Here is a 17390-nt window from a genome sequence, read left to right as displayed (position 1 = left end):
AACCGGGTTGAAGGCTGAGGTTAAGGCTGATAATGTTTCAAGAAAAACTTTGAACCTGGATATGTATCAGACGGTTGCGGTTGCGGTACTTGCACTCTTTATTGGAGTACTTTTAAAGGAAAGAATAAAGTTTTTAACAACATTTTGTATTCCTGCTCCTGTGGTAGGTGGTATGATTTTTGCCGTTATATTCTGTGCATTGTATGCACTTGGCATTCTTGAGATAAATTTTGATGAGACTCTTAGAAATGTATGCATGGTTATGTTCTTTACATCTGTAGGATTTCAGGCAAATATGAAGGTGCTAAAGAGCGGTGGTAAGGGTACATTTATATTCCTTATATTGGTATTGTTACTTATAATATCTCAAAACTTTGTAGCGGTGGGCCTTTCAAAACTTCTTGGTATAAATCCACTTATAGGTATGTGTACAGGTTCCATACCTATGATTGGAGGGCATGGTACTGCCGGAGCCTTCGGTCCTTTGCTTGAGGATATGAATGTTGACGGTGCAACAACCCTTGCTACAGCGGCGGCTACTTTCGGACTTGTAGCAGGTTCACTGATGGGCGGACCTTTGGCAAACAGTCTTATAAAAAAGAAGAGCCTTATGGATACTGCAGTATATGAAGATGACAGTATGCTTGTGGAAGAGGAAATAAAGCATAGAAGAGAGGTTTCTATGTATGCACCGGCAGTATACCAGCTTACATTGGCAATGGGTATAGGAACTATTGTATCTTTTGTACTTTCAAAGACGGGTATGACATTCCCGGTTTATATAGGTTCTATGATAGTTGCGGCTGTAATGAGAAATATCAGTGAATATACGGACGGCTTCAGAATACATATGGGTGAAATAAACGACCTTGGAAGTATCTGTCTTTCGCTTTTCCTTGGAGTGGCAATGATTACATTAAAGCTCTGGCAGTTGGCTGCACTTGCTCTTCCTCTGTTTATACTATTGGCAGGTCAAGTAGCTCTTATGTATATCTTTGCAAGATTTATTACATTCAAATGTATGGGAAGTGATTATGATGCGGCTGTTTTGGCAGCCGGTACATGTGGTTTCGGTATGGGTGCAACACCTAATGCCATGGCAAATATGCAGGCTGTTACAGAAAAATATCTTCCTTCAGTAAAGGCATTCTTACTTGTTCCGATAGTCGGAAGTATGTTTGCGGATTTCCTAAACAGCTTGACAATAACATTTTTTATAAACTTTTTAGGTTAAAAAAATTAACCTTATTTAAAAGCTCACCTTATAAGAGGTGAGTTTTTTATTGGAATAGTATATTTTGATTAAGATTTTAGTTGAAGTTTTTGTAATAAAATATTATATTCTATATTATGCGGAATAATACCTGACTTCCGTCGTTTCTCTCAAAACCTAGTACTCTAGGTATCCAAGAGCATGCAGTTTTGAAAGAAATTGTCGACTTCAGCTTTAGTTAAATAGAGGGCATCAAGGTTACTAAAACCAACCAGTTTTTTAACCTTTTCGTTAACGGACTGGTCTCTTGATATATTGATATATGTATTATCACCTTTATTTACCACCCTAAAATCACGCATAAAGTTAATCAAGTCATAAGAGTTTATTTTATTCTTGAAGCACTTGATTTCTAATACTCTTAAAAGAAACAAGCTAAGGTAGCATATCAAAAAATGCCCGTAGATTGTTTCTTTTTTCTGTAAATAAACAGGCCTGGCATCCAGGTATGATTTTGTAAGTCTAAAAGATTCTTCGATTTTCCATAGGCTATGGTATGTCTTATATACCTGTAATGGCTCCATGTCTATCTCAGATGTCACTAAAAGGTTATATCCTGCATATTTAAGATCTTCATCAATCTTAGATTTATTTAAGTCTATTATAGGCTTTATTGTCTTGCCTGTGCTATCTTTAGTTATGATGTCTAAATATTTAGCACAATCTCCAAGTTCATCTTTAGCGATATTTTTGTATGTAGAAAACTTTGAAGCTTTATCGACCATTTTCATTATTTCAAGCCTTTGTTTCTTTGCAAGGTTAGGATTATAAGAGACGATACGCTTTTCTTTTACAGAGAACTTTGTAACACTCTCTTTTCCTGTTTCCGAATCAATCTCTTTAAAGCTGTAGTCAAAGCTGTCAATACATGATTTAAGACGAAAAGATATATTACCTCTTTCATCAGTGTAATTAGAAAAGACATTTGTATCATTCTCAAGTAGAACCCATTTCTTTTCCTTTTCGCTTAGATTCTTACCATGTATTGATTTTGAAAATATATAGCCGTCATTAGCTTCTTTAACTGCAGCATAAATATTTCTTGCACAATTAAGTCCTTTATCAGCCACCTGAATAGTCTTGCCTGATATGTTGTGTCGTTGCTTCATTTCTTCAATAACTTTTCTAATATATGGCTTTTCCGATTCATTTCCGGGATACATTTGCATGGAGACAGGTACGAGATCGGCATCTAAAAGTAAAGCTTGCCCTATTATCGGGGAGTGCCTATTCTCTTTTGAAGGTCCCTTTTGCTTGTCATCACTAGGGATATCAATTTCAAAGTAATAATTAGTGCAATCAAAAAATACACTGCTAAGATCCCTTTTAAAATACTTTTCATAAGAGTGATTAAATAAATCAATATACTTTTTATAAGACTCTCCTATGAAAGAACACCCGTCATATACCTGGTCTTCAGAGATTGTAGAGCTGCCATAAAGGTATGGAAAGACATGAGAGGCTGTCTTTGACTTAGAGCATGGAGATATAACCCTTGCATAAATAAGTTGTGTAATTAAGTCAAATACAGAGAACTGAAAACGCATTTGAGAAGCAAGTATATCAATAGTTTCTTTAACATCAAGCTCATCAATTAATGAGTAAAGTAAGAAGTGCCCTATATTAAGTTCAACAGGGGTGGAAAATGCACGAGGACGGGATTCTTCAGAAAGAATCTTTGTTCTATTCTCATTTTGCTCTTTTACATAGTCACTGTAAAATTTAACAGGATCAGGAATCTCACCTGAAATCAAATCCTCAACATAACCAAAAGATTTTACATTTTTTGTTCTTGGTTGCTTTTTATCCTTATCCCAAAATGATTCATACATCTGAAGATAAGTACCTTTTTTCTTCTTTTCTTTTCTCAAAAAATAAGCCATAAACACCTCTAAAAGTAAAGTACTATGAAGTACTATGATTATAACATACTCAAAAAAATTTTTCAACTTTTTTTAAATATTTTTTATGGCAGAAAAGCCTTTAAAATAAGGGACTTAAAAGAATTGTGTAAAATCAAATAGTTTATCAGGAATTTAAAACGTCGGAACTTTCATAGTACTTCGACGGAAGACGGGTATGGGTGCAACACCTAATGCCATGGCAAATATGCAGGCTGTTACAGAAAAATATCTTCCTTCAGTAAAGGCATTCTTACTTGTTCCGATAGTCGGAAGTATGTTTGCGGATTTCCTAAACAGCTTGACAATAACATTTTTTATAAACTTTTTAGGTTAAAAAAATTAACCTTATTTAAAAGCTCACCTTATAAGAGGTGAGTTTTTTATTGGAATAGTATATTTTGATTAAGATTTTAGTTGAAGTTTTTGTAATAAAATATTATATTCTATATTATGCGGAATAATAAAAGTTCTGTATGAAATAGAAGAAAATTTGTTGGAGAGTAAATGACTTTTTGACTGAAAATATATAAAAATAATACCTAGGGGGACAAATGTTAAAAGGAAGGGTAACTATACCTACAGATGTTGATATCATTGAAGAGACAAAGGAAATAATGGAGCTTTGGGGTGCTGACGCCATCAGAGATTGTGACGGAACAGATATGCCTAAGGAAATAGAGGAACTGGATGCAAAGATCTATGCTACTTATTATACCACCAGAAAGGATAATGAGTGGGCAAAGGCAAATCCTGATGAAGTGCAGCAGATGTATATAATGACTGACTTCCATACGGCAACAGAGGATACTCTTAGAATCAGATTGATGGAAGGCTTACATCCGGATCTTTTGAAGGTCAATGATTATGATGATATAAAAAGATGGTGGGAAGTCATGGACAGGACTATCGGAGAGCCTGTGAGTGACTGGAGTTATGAAAATGGTGAAGTAATTATAAATGCAAAGAAATATCATGAGTATACAGTGAGCTTCTTGGCTTATATAATTTGGGATCCTGTACATATGTACAATGCGGTGACAAACGGTTGGACAAATTTTGAAAAGCAGATAACTTTCGATGTACGTCAGCCAAAAACAAAAGTCTACTCTATGAAGAGACTCAGAAAGTTTTTGGAGGAACATCCTAAGGTTGATGTAATAAGATTTACCACATTCTTCCATCAGTTCACATTGATATTTGATGAACTTGCAAGACAAAAGTATGTGGATTGGTATGGATATACAGCTTCTGTAAGTCCATATATTTTAGACCAATTTGAAAAGGAAACCGGTATTAAGTTCAGACCTGAATATATTATAGACCAGGGATATATGAACAATACTTACAGAGTTCCATGTAAGGAATATTTCGCATTCGTGGATTTCCAAAGAAGAGAAGTTGCAAAGCTTGCCAAAGAGATGGTGGATATAGTTCATGAATACGGTAAGGAAGCAATGATGTTTTTGGGTGATCACTGGATCGGTATGGAGCCGTATATGGAAGAGTTCAAAAATATAGGTCTGGATGCAGTGGTTGGAAGTGTCGGAAACGGACAGACACTTAGACTTATCAGTGATATTGAAGGGGTAAAATATACAGAGGGCAGACTTTTGCCTTATTTCTTCCCGGATACATTCCATAAGGGAGGTGATCCCCTTGGGGAGGCAAAGAGAAACTGGATAACAGCCAGAAGGGCAATACTTAGAAAGCCTGTAGACAGAATAGGCTATGGCGGTTATTTGAAGCTTACACTTGATTTTCCTGAGTTTATTGACTATACAAAGCAGGTATGTGATGAGTTTAGAGAACTGTATGCAAATGCAGAAGGTTGTAAGGCTCATTGTATAAAGAAGATTGCCGTGCTCAGCGGTTGGGGAAGATATAAGGCATGGGGGAATCATATGGTACACCATGCTATATACTACAAGAAGAACTATTCATATGCAGGAGTAATAGAGGCGCTTAGCGGTTCTCCATTCGATATTGACTTTATCAGCTTTGAAGATATTTTAAAGGATAAGGATATTTTAAACAGATTTGATATAGTAATGAATATCGGTGATGCAAACACAGGACAAACCGGTGGACAGTATTGGAGTGATGAGAGAATACTTACAGCAATAAGGGACTTCATATATAATGGCGGAGGCTTTATAGGTGTTGGTGAACCGAGCGGATATGCTTATCAGGGAAGAATGCTGCAGCTTGCAACTCAGCTTGGAGTAGAGCTTGAAAACGGCTTTACTTTGGCAAGAGGCAAGTATTATAAAGAAGTAAAATCACATTTTATTACAGAGGAATCCTGTGATGAAATATACTTTGGTGAAGGTAAGGACTTCATTTATGCACTTGAGGGTACAGAAATTCTTGCTTTAGATGGAGACTCCGTACAGCTTGCATGTAAGGAGAATGGTAAGGGCAGAACTGTTTATATCAGCGGTTTACCTTACAGTCTTGAAAATAACAGATTACTTTATAGAGCGATACTTTGGGCTTCACATGATGAAGAGGGTATTCACAGATGGTTCAGCACCAACTTGAATGTAGAGGTAAATGCATATGTGGAAAATAATAAATTCTGTGTGGTAAACAATACCTATGAAGCTCAGGTTACAAATATATATAAGGGAGATGGAAGTTCATTTGAACTTAAACTTGAGCCTAATGAAATAAAATGGTTTGAAATAGAGGGGAAAGTATGAAATCAAGTATAATAGAAGTATTGCAGCAATATGATAATTTTGCCGAACTAAAAGAGTTCTCGGAGTATGGTAACGGTCATATAAATGATACATATCTTCTGGATTATGAGGGTATCGGTAAGATTATTTTACAAAAGATAAATAAATCAATATTTAAAGAGCCGAAGAAGCTTATGGAAAATATTGCATTGGTAACCTCATTTTTAAGAGATAAGATTGAAAAAAACGGCGGAGATCCGGACCGAGAGACTCTAAATCTTATAAAGACTAAAGACGGTCAAAGCTTTTACGAAGACAGTAAAGGAGATATTTGGAGAGCCTATAATTTTATATCGGATACTATATGCTATGAGCAGGTTACAAATGCTAAAGAGTTTTATGAGTCAGGCTTTGCTTTCGGAAATTTCCAAAATCTTTTGGCAGACTTTCCGGTAAATAAACTTAGTGAAGTTATCAAAAACTTCCACAATACAGAGGACAGATTTGTTACATTTAAAGCACAGATAAATGAAGATCCTTTGGGCAGAGTAAAGGATGTCAAAGAGGAGATAGACTTTTTCTTAAACAGAGAGGAATATACCCATATATTTAACAGAGCACTTGCAAATAATGAAATCTCTTTGAAGGTTACACATAATGATACCAAGCTTAACAATATTTTATTTGATAAAGATACAAAGAAGGCTTTATGTGTAATAGACCTTGACACTATAATGCCCGGAGTTGCAGCTTTTGACTTTGGTGATTCCATTCGTTTCGGTGCAAATAAAGGGCTTGAGGATGAACCGGATCTGTCAAAGGTAGGTCTTGATATTGAGCTGTTTGAAGCTTTTACAAGGGGATTTTTGGAAGCTTGCGGTAAGAGTTTAAATAAAAGAGAGATTGAAATTTTGCATATGGGAGCCATAGTAATGACCTATGAATGTGGTATAAGATTTTTGGGAGATTATATTGCAGGTGATAAGTATTTTAAGATAGCAAGGGAAAATCATAATCTTGACCGTGCAAGAACTCAAATAAAGCTTATTTCGGATATGGAAGAACATATTGAAGAGATGAAAAAGATTGTAGAAAAGTATATTTAGTTTATGAGTTGGAAGCCACAAGTGTAACAAAAACATTTGTGGCTGTTTATAGAAACGGATACTGATATATGTTAAATAAAAAAATTATACTATGCGGCTTTATGGCGAGCGGAAAGACAACTGTAGGAAGAGCGTTGGCTAAGGAGATTTCTACCAATTATATAGATACCGATGAGTTCTTGATAGAGACCTATGAAATGGATATACCTACTATATTTGAAAAACATGGTGAGAATCATTTTAGAGATTTGGAGCATGATATAGCTAAAAAGGTTTCCAAAATGACGTCCGGAGTTATTTCCACAGGCGGAGGAATGCTTACATTTGACAGAAACGGTGAGGTTTTAAAAAGTGGAGGCATTATCATATGTCTTGTAAGGGATTTTAACAGGATATATGAAGACCTGCTCTCAGATACGAACAGACCACTTGCAAGAGATAAGTCAAAGGAAGAACTTAAAAAGATGTATGATATGAGGATTTCAAAATATCAAAAGCATGCAGACTATACTGTTGAGAATAACGGCAGCGTGGAGGACTGTGTAAAAAAGATAATATCCATTATTGACGTAAATTAAAATAAATTATATACTGTTACGAAAGTATGTTCGAACTGTTCGAACATTATAATGGAGATAATAATGGATACAAAGTATATAAAAATAAGAGGTGCCAACGAGCACAATTTAAAAAATATATCAGTGGACATACCAAGAGGAGAATTGGTTGTTTTAACAGGGCTTTCCGGTTCCGGAAAGTCCTCTTTGGCGTTCGATACCATATATGCCGAGGGACAAAGAAGATATATGGAGTCAATGTCTTCATATGCCAGAATGTTTCTTGGACAGATGGAAAAGCCTGATGTGGAAAGTATAGAGGGGCTGTCCCCTGCGATTTCAATAGACCAAAAGTCTACAAACAGAAACCCGAGGTCTACAGTAGGTACTGTTACGGAGATTTATGATTACCTCAGACTTTTGTATGCAAGAATAGGTATTCCTCATTGCCCTTGTTGCGGTAAGGAGATACATAGACAGAGTATTGATCAGATGGTCGACAGAGTGCTCACTCTTCCAGAAAAGACCAAGTTTATGATACTTGCACCTGTGGTAAAGGGCAAAAAAGGTAGACATGAGAAGGTACTTGAAAGTGCAAAAAAATCAGGCTATGTACGTGCTATGATAGATGGAAACATGTATGAACTCAGCGAGGAGATTACACTGGAAAAGAATATCAAGCACAGCATTGATATTGTAATAGACAGACTTTCAGTAAAGGAAAATATAGAAAAAAGGCTTACAGATTCATTGGAAGCCGCTCTAAATCTTGGAGGCGGCTATGCAACCATTGATGTGATAGACGGTGAGCCTATGAAGTTTTCACAAAACTTTGCATGTCCTGATTGCGGTATTTCGATTGATGAGGTGGAGCCGAGAACATTTTCATTTAATAATCCCTTCGGAGCCTGCCCTGACTGTGCGGGACTGGGATATACTATGGAATTTGATGAAGATCTTATGATTCCGGATAAATCACTTTCTATAAATCAGGGAGCTATAATAGTGCTCGGTTGGCAGAGCAGCAATGATAAAAAAAGCTTCAGTAATGCTATGCTTAGAGCCTTGGCGGAAAAGTTTAACTTCAGTCTGGATACACCTTTTGAGGATTATCCGAAGGAAATACATGATATATTGATTTACGGTACCACAGAGCAGGTGGATGTAGCCTATACAGGCCAGAGAGGAAGCGGAGTATATCCTGTTATATTTGAAGGTCTTATAAAAAACATGGAAAAGCGTTACAGAGAGACCTTTTCTCAAAGTGCCAAGGAAGAATATGAGCAGTATATGAGAATTGCACCATGTAAGTCATGTGGCGGAAGAAGACTTAAAAAAGAGGCTCTCGCAGTGACTCTTGGCGGAAAGAATATCTATGATGCTACAGATGCGTCTATTACGGATTTTAGAAACTTTATAGATTCTTTGGAGCTTACAAAGATGCAGGAAGCTATAGGTGCGTTGATTTTAAAGGAAATCAGAGCTAGAGTTACTTTCCTTATAGATGTAGGTCTTGACTATCTAAGCCTTACCAGAGCTACAGGTACACTTAGCGGTGGTGAAGCCCAAAGAATAAGACTTGCTACTCAGATAGGCTCAGGTCTTGTAGGCGTGGCATACATACTGGATGAGCCAAGTATCGGACTTCATCAAAGGGATAATGACAAGTTGCTTGCTACTTTGAAACATCTAAGAGATTTAGGAAACTCAGTTTTGGTGGTGGAGCATGATGAAGACACTATGATGGAAGCGGACTATATAGTGGACATAGGACCGGGAGCCGGAAGTCACGGCGGTGAGGTGGTAGCTACAGGTACTGCCAAGGAAATAATGGCAAATCCAAATTCCATTACCGGTAAGTATCTTTCAGGTGAGATAAAGATAGATGTACCAAAAAGCAGAAGAACACCTACCGGATGGCTCAAAGTCAAGGGTGCAGCTCAAAACAATCTGAAAAATATAAATGTAGATATACCTACCGGAGTGATGACCTGTGTTACAGGCGTGTCAGGATCGGGCAAGTCATCACTGGTAAATGAGATAGTATATAAGGCGTTGGCTAAGAAGCTAAACCGTGCTCATACTATTCCCGGTAAATATAAATCTATAGAAGGTACAGAGCAGCTTGATAAGGTAATAGCAATAGATCAGTCACCAATAGGAAGGACTCCTAGATCAAATCCGGCTACATATACCGGTGTATTTGATATGATCAGAGATCTGTTTGCAGCAACTCAGGATGCCAAGATGAGAGGCTATAAGAAAGGCAGATTCAGCTTTAATGTAAAGGGCGGAAGATGTGAAAGCTGCTCAGGTGACGGCATTATAAAGATAGAGATGCATTTCCTACCTGATGTGTATGTACCATGTGAAGTATGTGGCGGAAAGAGATACAACAGAGAGACTTTGGAAGTAAAGTACAAGGGAAAATCCATATATGACGTGCTTGATATGACTGTGGAAGAAGCATTGACCTTTTTTGAAAATGTGCCTACTATAGCAAGAAAAATACAGACTTTGTATGATGTAGGTCTTTCTTATATCAAACTTGGTCAACCGTCTACAGAGCTAAGCGGTGGAGAGGCACAGAGAATAAAGCTTGCAACAGAGCTTTCAAAGAGGGCTACAGGAAAGACTATTTATATTCTGGACGAGCCTACGACAGGACTGCATTTTGCGGATGTACATAAGCTTGTGGAGATACTTAGAAGACTCTCAGACAGTGGAAATACGGTGCTTGTAATAGAGCATAATCTGGATGTTATAAAATGTGCCGATTATATAATAGATATAGGTCCCGAAGGCGGTGCAGGAGGTGGCGAAGTGGTAGCCACAGGTACACCTGAGGAGATAGCAAATATAGAAAAGTCATATACAGGAAAATATGTGAAGAGATACTTAGACTAAAGTTATACAAGTATACTGTATACATTTGTAGGAAGTGTTGATTTTGTAGTATAAAATGATAGAATAGAATTGCCTCTTGATAGAGACTATCATTTCAAAAGGGATTGTATGAGAATTATAAAAGTTTAAATACAGTTTCTTATGAAAAGTTGGAGGTGATAGAAATGGATTGCATAAATGGTATTATTTTGCAGAAAGGAATATTTTATGAAACAGGAATTGCTTGCAAAAATGAATGCTTATTTGGCAAATCAGGAGATTATGTACATCAAACTACATAATATGCACTGGAATCTGAAGGGACACGGATTTTTCACTCTTCATTCCAAACTGGAGGAATATTACGATCAGACAGCCGATATTATCGACGAGGTAGCTGAGAGAATACTTGCTAAGGATGCTCTACCGATAGCTAACTTAAAAGAAGCGTTGGAAATTAGCAAGGTAAAGGAACTTCCCGACAAAGCCATCAACATTGACGAGGCTATTCGCATACTAACTATTGATGTTGAATACTGGGTAAACGATTCAAAGGAAATCGTGGAATTGGCTGATAAGGAAGGCGATGTTGTTACCGCAGATATCTTTACAGGCTATGTAAAAGAATATGAGAAGACATTGTGGATGCTTAAGGCATTTGCACAAAACTAAACACTAAAAAAGCTCAAGGCACAGTCGAAACCGGCTGTGCCTTTTAAAAATTTAAATATCCAGAGCAGCTACCAAAGTATAGTCAATTGGATTTTTAAAATCATGTTTGATATTTGAAACATCAAGGCTCCAGTTTCCGATTCCCGAATACTTTGATGACAATATCATATGGAAATTGAGCATTGCGGCACCGAGTCCCAACAGATTGTCATTCTTTGTAACCACTTCGTCAAATTTATTAAATAAATAAACATGAGTTCCGTTTATAACGAAGCGATAATTTTGATGATTCAAAAAGCTTGGTGAAAGGCTGGCTGCATAAAGTGCATCGGCAATAACAGGATCCGCATATTCATCATCAAAATTATAAGGAGTATCAAAATCGGAATCAAATGCCAAAGCGGTAACTGCAATCTTTGGAGCAATATGCCCTGATTTGCTGCTGATACTTACATTAGAAGGTGAGTGTATGTTGAGTTTTGTAGTATCCTTTTCTTTTTTACCATATCCGAATGCAACCATAGCGGCTATATCCATGTCGGATTCGATAAGTAAGACCTTTTTTACCATTTCACTGTCATCACAAGTCAAAAAACATGACGACAATCCCATTTCTTCAAGTTTTAAAATAATATGTTCAGCCATAAATCCTGCATTTACAAGATAATTATCTTTATTCTCAGATAAAATAACAAGGTAAGCAGGAGCATTAAAAGCATTTCCACGATATCCTGCCACACCTGAAAGTCTTTGAGCGGTATCTTCTTTTGCGGCTATAAGCACTTTTGTATTTACATCGAAAAGCTTTTGAGCTGAATTAAAAAATCCTGTTATCTCATCTAATTTAGCTTGCTCAACAGGCTTTTTGAGAAAATCTCTGATAGAATTTCTCTTTTCAATAAGTTCTAAATAATTCATACATTTATTCCCTCCACAGTACAAATTCCAAAAGATTAAATTATATATATTATACAAAAAAAAGCCTGTAAGGTCAATTTTATATATGGTTTTATTTGAAAAATATGAGGAATACTAAAGGAAGAAAGAATGAATATTAAGCAGTACATATAGGGTTGAAATTATATGTAAATTAAAGCAATATACAATATGCATAATTATTATGCTAAAGAATAGTGAATATGCCTATATACAAAAAGACATTAAATGATATTATCGTATTTATATGGGACAGAGTCGTATTAATTTAAAAGGAGAAAAATTATGTTAAAGGGTATTCCTGAAAGAATAGGATCTGATTTGTTGAAAGCAATGGCAGATATGGGGCATGGAGATCTGATGGTAATTGCAGATGATTTTTACCCTCCTTACAGTAAAAGTCCAAATGCGATAAGTATACAGGCAAAAGGCAACAGTGCAGCCGAGATGTTGGAGGCGATACTACAGCTGTTGCCTATAGATACGGACTATGCCGTTCATCCTGTTGAATATATGGTTCCTGATGCTGATTCCGGTGTTGTTATGGACAATAATAAAGTATGGGAAGATATAAAAGCTGTGGCAAAAAAATATGGGTATAAAGATGCTGTAGGAACTATTGAGAGAACAAAGTTTTATGAAAAAGCTGGAAGGGCATTTGTCACTGTATGTACAAGTGAAAGACAGCCATATGGCTGTATAATACTCCAAAAGGGAGTAATGTGAAAATAAAATACCGATATCACTAATAAAAACGTCAAGTCTTGTTGCTTGGCGTTTTTATTAGAAAACAATTGTTAAAAAATTATTCTTTATATAAAATTTGTTGTTAGAATTGCATTTATTAGATATTATGATATAATAAGTTTACAATATTATTAAGTGGAGTAGGGGATAAATATTAATAATTATTAAGTGATTTTATACCCATATGTCTAGACAAGGAGGATTTATATGACAGGTTTACCACTTATATTCGTGTTTATTTTGGCGGTTATCGTGATGATAGTTGCCATCTCAAAGTTTGGTGTACATCCGTTTATATCGATTATGTGTATATCACTTATTTTGGGACTTGTAGCAGGAATACCGCTTGTAGATAAGACATTGGAAGACGGAACAAAGATACAAGGTCTTGCAAGTGTTATCGGAGCAGGATTTGCAGGTACTTTTTCAAGTATAGGTATTGTTATCATACTTGGTGCTCTGATCGGAACAATTTTGGAGAAAACAGGTGCGGCTTTTAAACTGGCAGATATGGTTATAAAGCTGGTTGGAAGAAACAATCCTGTTTTGGCAGTAGAGCTTATGGGTTGGGTAGTTTCAATTCCTGTATTCTGTGATTCAGGATTTGTTATCTTAAACCCTATTAGAAAAGCTTTAGTAAAGAGAACCGCTCAGTCATCTGTAGCTATGACAGTAGGACTTTCTGCAGGTCTTTACATTTCACATGTATTTATACCGCCTACACCGGGACCTATAGCGGCAGCTTCTACACTCGGTATCGGTGATAACCTCTTACTTGTAATGGGTATGGGTGCAGTATGTTCTATATTCCCTCTTTTAGCAGGTTTATTCTATGCTAAATTCATCGGAAAGAGAGTAAAGGCTGATGATGAGGCTGACTCAGGTGAAGTTACAAAGACATATGAAGAGCTTGTGGCAGAATATGGAAAGCTTCCAAGCGGATGGCTGTCTTTAGCACCTATTTTAGTTCCTGTATTACTTATGGCTATTGCATCAATAGTTGCAATGATGAAGATGAGCGGTACAGGTGCGGATGTTTTAAAGTTCCTCGGAACACCTATTATAGCTCTTGCAGTTGGTACAGTTTTCGGCGTATTACAGCTTCAAGGTGCAGGCAAGATGAAGGACTTCTACAGCATTACAAATGAGACATTAAAGACTGTAGGACCTATATTGTTCGTGACTGCGGCAGGTGGTGTACTTGGTAAGGTTATAGCATCATCTGATATGGTTAACTTTATAAAGGATCATGCAGTGGTTCTCAGCACAATGGGTATGCTTTTCCCGTTCTTATTATCCGCTATTTTAAAGAGTGCACAGGGTTCATCTACAGTAGCTCTTACAACTACTGCAGGTATTGTTGCCCCACTGTTGCCGGCTCTTGGATTTGCAAGTCCTATGAGTGCTACACTTGTAACTATGGCAATCGGTGCAGGTGCAATGACAGTTTCACATGCTAATGACTCATATTTCTGGGTTGTTACAAACTTCGGTGCAATGTCACCTGAAAAGGGATATAAGACACAGACAGTGTGTACATTACTTTTAGGTATTGCAGGTATTGTTGAAATAATGCTTCTCAGCTTATTTTTACATTAATTAAACAGACTTTTATTAAGAGGCACAAATTTTATTTCTGTAAGATTTGTGCCTTATTTTTATTGAAAAATATTATATTATGAAATCTGCTGACAGTAATTTTTATATATGGTATATTTATATTGATTGCGCTTAAGGCGTTTTAAGGATGGATTCCTAAGTTTACCGATATAAGTTCGGTAAGATAAAATATAAATTTTATAGGAAAATAACATGGAATTACTTGAACAATGTAAAACCTGGAATGATGACGGTGAGTATGAGAGTGTGGTTGATGCACTTGAGATATTGCCTGAGAATGCCAGAACACCTGAGATGGATTCGGAACTTGCAAGAGCTTATAACAACCTTGGAGAGCCGGGGGAATATAAGTTGTTTGCGCAGGCACTTGAACTTTTAAAGCCTCATGAGGAGTACTTCAGAGGAAATCATAAGTATTATTTCAGGTTGGCATATTCATACTATTATTTGGATGAAGACGGACTTGCCCTACACTACTTCAAAAAAGCTTTGGATTCAAAGCCGGGAGACAGTGATACTATAGAAATGATGACTTCCTGTGCCGATATGCTGTCGGAATCGGATTTAAGAATAAAAATGTCAGACAGAGTAAGTTCAATGTGGGAAGATGTAAGTAAAGATATAAATAAGTACAATAAACTTGATAAAGATTTTCATTCAAATGCTTTGTCCGTCATTGCAAACGGTATTAAGGAAATATCCCAAAAAACCGATGCTCATATAATAGGGGATAGAGCAATGGAACTTGAGGCAGGTGATGATAAATCCGATATTTTCATGCTTCAATATATACTGGATAGGATGCCGAAAGACTTAAGAGAGCTTGTTGATATAAAAATAGGTATATCACCGAAATCGGATATTCCGAGTACATCTTTTTTTAATGACAGAGAGTATGATATAACAGGACTTAGATTTTTTGTCAGTGACGACAGGCAGATAGTGATATATGCGGATGAATTTGATATGCCTTTGGAGGTGTTTGAAAAGCTCTTTATTGATATATTCGGTGAAATAGATTTGATGGCAAATGACTTTGAATTCGACTTTGCCGATATAGAGGACTTTGATTCTCCAAATGATGAGACATGTGAAATAGTGCTTAAGTTTAAAAGCAGAGAAGAATTTTTAAAAGAATGTGTTGACTACAGAGGACTTAGAGCATGTGCTGAGAGTAAGGGGGCAAGACTTGGAATAAAGGCAAAAGATTATTTGAAAATGTATTCGGGATATCAGTTGCCTTCTGTAGCAGAGGATGAGATAAGAGAGGATATATATACAGGAACCACCTGTTTACCTTCTCTTATAAGTGAGTATATGTCCTCAAATCTGTTTGATAAAATGCCGATAATGGATGAGTTATACAGAAACGGAGTTGCGGCCGGATTTTTCTGCTTCAGTATTGACCAAAAAAAATACTCAGATGATATGCTTGAATATGAGTTTGAAATAATGAACTTAAGGAATCAACTTATTGAATATATCATGAAGAGGTTGAGAGAAAAAAACAGAGAACATGATATCGCATTCCTTGAAGGTGCAACCGGCAAAAAATACGGATATCTTGATTTTTTAATATTTGGAAGTTTTATGCTTATAATGAATACAGCATGTGATTTCTTTGAAAAGAACAAAATACCTTTTGCAGGCTATAAAACTTTTAGGAAAATATCAAAAATAATAACTTTTGTGGAGGAATAATGTTTAATTTTTTTAAGAAAAAGCAAAATGAAGTAGAGATACCACAGGTACAACCTATGGCTGCATGGGAGGAGAACTCCTATATGCATGTACTTTCAAATCTTGTAGATGATGAGAATATTGACGGTGCAAGAGAAAGAATAGAAGCAATTGAAGGTGTAAAACTTACAGAGTTTAACGAAAGAGATGACGGTTCAGGTAATCTTACATTGGAATACAAGGGTGAAGAGTATGGTGTAGGATTTTATTTTGAGGAATTCACATTGGAAAGCTTGTATTCTTTGCAGAACCAAAAGATTCATGATGAAGACTTTTTAGAAATACAGGAAAAGGACACTTCATTTGTTATTCATATGAATTTTAATAAAAATTATTTTGATTCATATCATTTGCAGTTGAAGCTTATAATGGCGTTTTTCCCTGATGCACTCGCTGTAGTTGATGAAAGTGCAGAGAGGCTTTTAAGTGGAAGATGGGTAAAGCTTGCGGCAGAGTCAAGTGTTACACCTAATGCTGAAAGTTTATTTACAGTACAGGCGGTATTTGATGATGAAACAAAGAAAGTTTGGCTTCATACACATGGTATTTGCAGAACAGGCTTTTCAGAGTTTGAACTTTTAGATGTAAGTCAGGACAATGCAAATGATGTTTATTATTTGTTAAATACCGTTGCTTGCAGAGTACTGTATCAAAATGAGGCTATAGAAGATTACATTTTCCTAGGAGAGTTTATAGACGGAAATGAGATAGTTGTGGCACCACTTCCTTGGAATGTTGCTATTGAAAAGTATCCTTCAAATATACTTGGAGGTCCTGCAGACAGAGTTGACAGTCATAATACAAACAGTCAGGTTATTTTCCTGTTTTTGTCGGAGGAGGATGCAAATAACGGTAAATATACAAAGCCTTCAGAGGTAGAGGATAAACTTATTGAAAATCCGCTCTATTATTATACAAATGAGCAGACTGATCATATGAAGTTTATGGCAAGAGACAGATACGAACTTTTGAGAAATGCAATTTTGGAGAATCCAAGCTACAGAGCATTGATAAAGGTCGGATTGCCTACAGACGGTGAGGATGGAAAGCCTGATTATGAAAATCTTGAGCACATCTGGTTTGAACTTATAGAGTTTACAGAGGAGGGATTTAAGGCGGTGCTCACACAGGCCCCGTATAGAGTTGCCTCCATGAAAGAGGGCGATGAGGGTGAATATACCGTCAATGATGTAACAGATTGGATTATTTATACAGATGAAATGAGTATAGATCCGAATACTGCATATTTATTATAAGGGGGTGGGGGT

The 17390-nt window shown here is 36.4% G+C and carries 12 protein-coding genes and 1 pseudogene; 11 read left to right on the top strand and 2 right to left on the bottom strand.

From position 1 onward, the window contains the following. The first annotated feature begins 61 nt into the window (after positions 1-61). On the top strand, positions 62-1234 hold the full coding sequence (gene gltS, locus EHV10_RS15600; RefSeq protein ID WP_456298607.1) for a sodium/glutamate symporter: 1173 nt from the start codon (positions 62-64) through the stop codon (positions 1232-1234). A 164-nt stretch (positions 1235-1398) separates the two neighbouring features. Here the strand turns inward: gltS and EHV10_RS01820 are convergent, their stop codons facing one another. Continuing rightward, positions 1399-3156 (bottom strand): IS1634 family transposase, encoded by a 1758-nt coding sequence (locus EHV10_RS01820; protein ID WP_128673155.1) that lies wholly within the window; start codon positions 3154-3156, stop codon positions 1399-1401. Positions 3157-3349: 193 nt separating this feature from the next. Here EHV10_RS01820 and EHV10_RS01815 point away from each other — a divergent pair. The 6 genes and pseudogenes from EHV10_RS01815 to EHV10_RS01790 form a co-directional block, all read left to right on the top strand. Continuing rightward, positions 3350-3511: pseudogene (locus tag EHV10_RS01815) on the top strand (sodium/glutamate symporter); the annotation flags it as partial. A 217-nt stretch (positions 3512-3728) separates the two neighbouring features. Further along, on the top strand, positions 3729-5879 hold the full coding sequence (gnpA, locus tag EHV10_RS01810) for a 1,3-beta-galactosyl-N-acetylhexosamine phosphorylase (RefSeq protein WP_128673154.1): 2151 nt from the start codon (positions 3729-3731) through the stop codon (positions 5877-5879). Then, positions 5876-6964, top strand: coding sequence for a phosphotransferase enzyme family protein (locus EHV10_RS01805; RefSeq protein WP_128673153.1), 1089 nt, complete (start codon positions 5876-5878; stop codon positions 6962-6964). Before gnpA ends, EHV10_RS01805 begins: the two co-directional genes overlap by 4 nt. A gap of 68 nt (positions 6965-7032) precedes the next feature. Continuing rightward, positions 7033-7542, top strand: coding sequence for a shikimate kinase (locus EHV10_RS01800; RefSeq protein WP_128673152.1), 510 nt, complete (start codon positions 7033-7035; stop codon positions 7540-7542). Between the two features lie 63 nt (positions 7543-7605). Beyond that, on the top strand, positions 7606-10428 hold the full coding sequence (gene uvrA / locus EHV10_RS01795) for an excinuclease ABC subunit UvrA (RefSeq protein ID WP_167456716.1): 2823 nt from the start codon (positions 7606-7608) through the stop codon (positions 10426-10428). 207 nt (positions 10429-10635) lie between these two features. Then, positions 10636-11079, top strand: coding sequence for a Dps family protein (locus EHV10_RS01790; RefSeq protein ID WP_009663748.1), 444 nt, complete (start codon positions 10636-10638; stop codon positions 11077-11079). Between the two features lie 51 nt (positions 11080-11130). Here EHV10_RS01790 and EHV10_RS01785 read toward each other — a convergent pair whose 3' ends face one another. Further along, positions 11131-11997 carry a nitroreductase family protein gene (locus EHV10_RS01785; RefSeq protein WP_128673150.1) on the bottom strand — a complete coding sequence of 289 codons (867 nt, stop codon included), beginning with the start codon at positions 11995-11997 and terminating at the stop codon, positions 11131-11133. A gap of 303 nt (positions 11998-12300) precedes the next feature. Here EHV10_RS01785 and EHV10_RS01780 point away from each other — a divergent pair, with 303 nt between their 5' ends. The 4 genes from EHV10_RS01780 to EHV10_RS01765 all read left to right on the top strand — a co-directional run bounded on the left by EHV10_RS01780 (position 12301) and on the right by EHV10_RS01765 (position 17378). Then, complete coding sequence (locus tag EHV10_RS01780) at positions 12301-12741, top strand: RbsD/FucU family protein (protein WP_128673149.1); 441 nt, start codon at positions 12301-12303, stop codon at positions 12739-12741. 228 nt (positions 12742-12969) lie between these two features. Further along, entirely contained in the window at positions 12970-14361 is a 1392-nt protein-coding gene (locus EHV10_RS01775) for a GntP family permease (RefSeq protein ID WP_128673148.1), read from the top strand. A 213-nt stretch (positions 14362-14574) separates the two neighbouring features. Then, entirely contained in the window at positions 14575-16083 is a 1509-nt protein-coding gene (locus tag EHV10_RS01770; RefSeq protein ID WP_128673147.1) for a tetratricopeptide repeat protein, read from the top strand. Further along, on the top strand, positions 16083-17378 hold the full coding sequence (locus EHV10_RS01765) for a DUF4026 domain-containing protein (protein WP_128673146.1): 1296 nt from the start codon (positions 16083-16085) through the stop codon (positions 17376-17378). Before EHV10_RS01770 ends, EHV10_RS01765 begins: the two co-directional genes overlap by 1 nt. Positions 17379-17390 lie beyond the last annotated feature (12 nt).

It is taken from the genome of Lachnoanaerobaculum gingivalis (genome assembly GCF_003862475.1).
Lineage (GTDB): Bacteria > Bacillota > Clostridia > Lachnospirales > Lachnospiraceae > Lachnoanaerobaculum > Lachnoanaerobaculum gingivalis.
Note: the sequence above shows the minus strand (reverse complement) of the source record. Positions and strands in the feature narration are given on the sequence as shown.

Coding starts and splice junctions, on each gene's coding strand:
- EHV10_RS01790 (WP_009663748.1), top strand. CDS start 10,636: ATGAAACAGGAATTGCTTGCAAAAATGAATGCTTATTTGGCAAATCAG.
- EHV10_RS01775 (WP_128673148.1), top strand. CDS start 12,970: ATGACAGGTTTACCACTTATATTCGTGTTTATTTTGGCGGTTATCGTG.
- EHV10_RS01800 (WP_128673152.1), top strand. CDS start 7,033: ATGTTAAATAAAAAAATTATACTATGCGGCTTTATGGCGAGCGGAAAG.
- EHV10_RS01770 (WP_128673147.1), top strand. CDS start 14,575: ATGGAATTACTTGAACAATGTAAAACCTGGAATGATGACGGTGAGTAT.
- EHV10_RS01780 (WP_128673149.1), top strand. CDS start 12,301: ATGTTAAAGGGTATTCCTGAAAGAATAGGATCTGATTTGTTGAAAGCA.
- EHV10_RS01765 (WP_128673146.1), top strand. CDS start 16,083: ATGTTTAATTTTTTTAAGAAAAAGCAAAATGAAGTAGAGATACCACAG.
- gltS (WP_456298607.1), top strand. CDS start 62: ATGTATCAGACGGTTGCGGTTGCGGTACTTGCACTCTTTATTGGAGTA.
- EHV10_RS01820 (WP_128673155.1), bottom strand. CDS start 3,156: ATGGCTTATTTTTTGAGAAAAGAAAAGAAGAAAAAAGGTACTTATCTT.
- uvrA (WP_167456716.1), top strand. CDS start 7,606: ATGGATACAAAGTATATAAAAATAAGAGGTGCCAACGAGCACAATTTA.
- EHV10_RS01805 (WP_128673153.1), top strand. CDS start 5,876: ATGAAATCAAGTATAATAGAAGTATTGCAGCAATATGATAATTTTGCC.
- EHV10_RS01785 (WP_128673150.1), bottom strand. CDS start 11,997: ATGAATTATTTAGAACTTATTGAAAAGAGAAATTCTATCAGAGATTTT.
- gnpA (WP_128673154.1), top strand. CDS start 3,729: ATGTTAAAAGGAAGGGTAACTATACCTACAGATGTTGATATCATTGAA.